We start from the raw sequence: 1,789 nt of genomic DNA, 5'->3' as shown, positions 1-1,789 counted from the left end.
TTAAAAACAGATTAGGATATGTATTACATTTATCTAAAATATTTTGAGATATATTATATCCTTTCTCAGTAAAAATAGTTCCAATATTTCTAAAAGTTAATTCAGTTGTCCAGAGAATTAATTTATCAATAGGATTTTCATTTTCAGAAAACTCATAAGTATAGTATTTTCTGAAAAGTCTAGTCATAAATCTATCTGAATTTGAGTATAACATTGTTTTTATAAAAATATCTTTTTTCTCGTCTCCCGTTAAAGCTAAAACTTTATTGTATTTAAACTCAAACGTTTTAAAAAAACCAAGTTTTAGAAGATCTTCTAGCTCTCTAGGAAAAAACTCGCTAGAAACCATCTCGTCAGAAGTTAATCTACAAATTAAAGAAGTTGCAAAACTATGTATTCCATTTTTGAAGAATAAATTAGCATCTCCTCCGAAGTTTAAAATACTTCCCATTTCAGTTGTTTTTCTTTCAACATTCTCATTGGTATTACCTTGCCATAAAACTCTTTTAATTATATTTTTTTCAAAATACAAAGGCATATCTAAAATTGTGTATAAAAAATCATAGTAGGCATCTATAGTAATTATAGAATCTAAAAAACGATGTTCATCAAAATTGTCTTTTATCCACTTGATTTCTATATTAGCAATGAAGTTTTTTCCCTCTATAAACATATTTTTTCTGTTGCTTTGAAGGTTTAAAAATTGTGTAAACTGACTTTCGCCCATTTTGAAAACGCTTGACTCATCAAAACCATAACCTCTTATATATATATTTTCATTTAAATCCCCGATTAAAAAAAGTTCTCCTGAGTCTGGAATAAAGACTTTATTTATTCCTTTATTTAATTTTATAGTGCCATTATATTGAAAGTTACTTTGATCTTGAAAATAAGTGATTTCACAATTAGAACTAGAAATTAGTATTACATTTCTACTATTATTAATGAACATTCCTAAAGAGTTCAATTTCTCTGTTTTAGAAATTTTTAAAGTACTACAAAACTCATTAGTATCAACTGTATTTTTTAAAAGTTGTACATCTTTATATTTTATAGTATCCATCTTAGATAGGTATAAGTATTTAACTATTCCACTTACTTTGTATAGCTCTGGATAAATTTTGACATCGTTATGAACTTCGTCAATTATTTCTAAAGTTAAAAAGTCTGAAAGTATAAAATTGCCATTGATTTCATCAAAAAAAGTAAGCATATTCATCTCTTGACTTAAACTAAAATAAAAATTTATTTCATTCATTGTAACGAATCTTCCGTTACTTCCATGGATACGAATACAAAATTCATTTGCAAAAGTTGGACTAAATTCTGCAATTCTAAGTCCTTCACTAGTTTCCCAACTAGAAGATCTATATATAGAAACCCAATCTGCTGTAGAGATATTATTTTTATATAAAATTTCATAACTTTGGATAAGCCCCCAACCTCTTAGGTTGCTTGTGTAGAAGTCTATTTTTTCAATTACTCGATGAGTAGGTAGTTTAAAATAAATATCAGCATAAGAACCATTGGGGTAGCTTCCGTTTGAAGCGTAAACTGTTTCTAAATTTCTGTCTAATACTAAACTTACTTCGTTATTACCAAAATGAGATAACGTTGCTGCTGCTGTGATTGAGTCGTTAGGTATTCTATTATTCACATTTCACTCCTTTAAAATTTGTTAAACTATTATGAAATAATTTTACATTTATTATATTGTTAAGTCAATAGTAAAAAAAATATTTCAAATAAAAAAATATTTTTATATAAAAACTATATAGGTTGGAACTTT

Annotated in this window: 1 protein-coding gene; it reads right to left on the bottom strand. The window is 26.2% G+C overall.

Annotation, left to right across the window (positions count from 1 at the left end; all coding sequences use genetic code 11):
• On the bottom strand, positions 1-1,657 hold a 1,657-nt coding region (locus ACRCYC_RS14730), incomplete at its 3' end, for a hypothetical protein (RefSeq protein ID WP_438619893.1).
• Between the last annotated feature and the right edge of the window lie 132 nt (positions 1,658-1,789).

The sequence above is a fragment of the Paraclostridium sp. genome (assembly GCF_051657365.1).
In the GTDB taxonomy this organism is placed as follows: domain Bacteria; phylum Bacillota; class Clostridia; order Peptostreptococcales; family Peptostreptococcaceae; genus Paraclostridium.
This window is presented reverse-complemented; position numbering and strand designations above follow the sequence as displayed.